Here is a 2,428-nt window from a genome sequence, read left to right as displayed (position 1 = left end):
GTGTCAAACGACATCAGGAACCGGCCCCCTGGCGACATGAGGAAAGGGCCCCCGGTTCAGCCCAGCGTCACTGCCGCTTGCAAGCCATGGTGAGCAACGGCTCCTGCGGGGCGGGCTCGGTCAAGCCCGAAGCCGCCGGAGGCGGAGGCCCGCAGGGCCTGGCTTGAGGGAGGCCGATCCGCAGGAGACCATCCAGCCTGGATGCAGGCGGCGTTGGGCGGCCGGACATGGGACGGGCCGTCGGCGGGATCATGCGGAGCCCGGCGCCTCGGCGGCGAACGGGGGAGGCTTGATCAGGCCGGAGCGGCGCTTCTCGCGCAGCCGGTAGCTGTCGCCGCGGATGGTGATCACATGGCTGTGGTGAAGCAGGCGGTCTAGGATCGCCGTCGCCGCCACGGCATCCCCGAAGACGCTCCCCCACTCGCTCACGTTGCGGTTGCTGGTCACCAGGATGCTGCCGCGCTCGTAGCGGCGGCTCACCAGCATGAAGAACAGATGCGCCGCGTTGGTCTCCAGAGGCAGGTAGCCGAGTTCGTCGACGATGAGCAGCTTCGGCTTGGCGAAATGCCCCAGCCGCTCCTCCAACCGGCCATCGGCCTGCGCCTTGGTCAGCATCGTCAGCAGCGTCGCCGCCGCGACGAACAGCACCGAGTAGCCGCAGCGGATCACCTCGCGGCCGAGCCCGACGGCGAGATGGGTTTTGCCGACACCCGGTGGCCCGAGCAACAACAGCGCGTCGCCGTTGGCCACCCAACGCCCGGTCGCCAGATCGCGGATCTGCTTGGGATCGAGCGAGGGCTGGGCGTCGTACTCGAACCCCTCCAGCGTGCGCACGAAGGGGAACTTGGCGATGCTCATCGCCATCTGGATGCGCCGCTCGTCCTTGCGCGCCACCTCGGCTTCGCACAGGAAGGCCAAGGCTTCGCGCAGGCTCAATTCGCGCCGCGCCGCCTCGTCGAGCAGGGTGTCGAGCTGGTCGCGCAGCGCGGTCAGCTTCAGCCGCGTCAGCATCCGCGTCAGATCGTCAGGATCGCTGCTCACCATCCACCTCCGATCACCGCTTCGTATTCCGCCAGCGGTCGCAGCAGCTCAGGGGCATGCGGCGGCCCCATCGCTTCAGTGGGACCGGAGGCCCCTGAGGGGCCGGACCGGCTGGGCCGCACACCGACCACGCCCTCGAGATGATGGGCGTCGATGACCCGCTGGCGGCGGCCATGGACCTGGGCGTGCCGCGCCACCTCGGCTCCGGCCAGCAGGATCCTCACCGCCCCGTCGCTGACCTCCGCCGTGACACTCTGCCCGATCAGGCGCCAGGGCACGCTGTAATGGTTGGTGTCGATGCCGACGGTGCCGTCGCTCTGGACCTTGCGGTGCAGCTCGCGCACCTGAAGGTAGGGCGGGCGCCCGTTCAGCGACCGCAGGCTGGCCGCCTCGGCGGCCTGGAAGCGGTCGATCGGCCGCTCGCCTGTGGTGCCGTGGACGCGGACGTCGGCGATGGTGCGCATCCAGTGCGCCAGGTGCCCCTCGAACGCCTCCCAGCTGGCGAAGCGCCGCCCGGCGATGGCGTTCTTCTTGACGTAGCCGACGCCGTTCTCGTCCTTGCCCTTGGTGCGCGCCCGGTATGGCGCACAGGCCCGCGGGTGGAAGCCCCAGTAGCGGGCGAAGGCATGGAAGCGCTCGTTGAACGTCACTTCCCGGGTCTCCCGGTCGTGATGGGTGACCAGGGTCTTGGGATTGTCGATCAGCACCTCGCGCGGCACGCCGCTGAAGTGCCGGAAGGCCGCCTCTACCCCGGTGATCCAGGCGGACTGCCGCTCGTGGCGGAACGCCGCGACGAAGTTGCGGCGCGAGTAGCCCAGCGTCGCCACGAACAGGTGAACCCGCACCCGCTCGCCGCCGATCTCCACCGCGGTGGTGCCGAAGTCGATCTGCAATTGCTGGCCCGGCGCCGTCTCGAAGCGCACCGTGGCTTTGCTTTCCGCCTCCAGACCCTGGCGCAGCCCCTGGACGGCGCGTTCCACCGTGCGCAGCGACACCTGGACGCCGTGCTCGTCGGCCAGTTCCTGACGCACGACATCGGCGTTGCCCCGGTGCCGCCGGAAGCGCTCGGCCAGCCAGTCCGTCAACCCGTCCAGCCGACCGGTGCGGTGCGGCAGCCGGTAGGGCTGCCAGCCTCCGCAGCGCAGATAGCGCTTCACCGTCTTGCGGTCGCATCCCAACTCCCGGGCGATCCGTTTCGAGCCCCAGCCCAGGGCCTGCAGCCGGATCATCGCCGTCACCTCGTCCGGCGCCAGCATCACGTCCCTCCGCTCCGTGCTCACGGAGGAACTCAACGGTGTCGTGCCCTCGACCATTCTTCACCTCTCAGTGTCGATGGGGGGCCCTTTCCTCATGTCGTCCGGGGGGGAGTTTCTCATGTCGCCTGACA

Annotated in this window: 2 protein-coding genes; both read right to left on the bottom strand. The window is 69.5% G+C overall.

The genetic code is table 11. The features are described from left to right. Positions 1-249: 249 nt before the first annotated feature. Positions 250-1,044 carry an IS21-like element helper ATPase IstB gene (istB, locus tag VEA62_RS13910; protein ID WP_324822867.1) on the bottom strand — a complete coding sequence of 265 codons (795 nt, stop codon included), beginning with the start codon at positions 1,042-1,044 and terminating at the stop codon, positions 250-252. After that, positions 1,038-2,297, bottom strand: a complete 1,260-nt coding sequence (istA, locus tag VEA62_RS13905; protein ID WP_324822869.1) for an IS21 family transposase — start codon at positions 2,295-2,297, stop codon at positions 1,038-1,040. The genes istB and istA overlap by 7 nt, the downstream gene beginning before the upstream one ends. Between the last annotated feature and the right edge of the window lie 131 nt (positions 2,298-2,428).

Source organism: Brevundimonas sp. (genome assembly GCF_035627475.1).
GTDB lineage: Bacteria > Pseudomonadota > Alphaproteobacteria > Caulobacterales > Caulobacteraceae > Brevundimonas.
This window is presented reverse-complemented; position numbering and strand designations above follow the sequence as displayed.

Coding starts and splice junctions, on each gene's coding strand:
- istB (WP_324822867.1), bottom strand. CDS start 1,044: ATGGTGAGCAGCGATCCTGACGATCTGACGCGGATGCTGACGCGGCTG.
- istA (WP_324822869.1), bottom strand. CDS start 2,297: ATGCTGGCGCCGGACGAGGTGACGGCGATGATCCGGCTGCAGGCCCTG.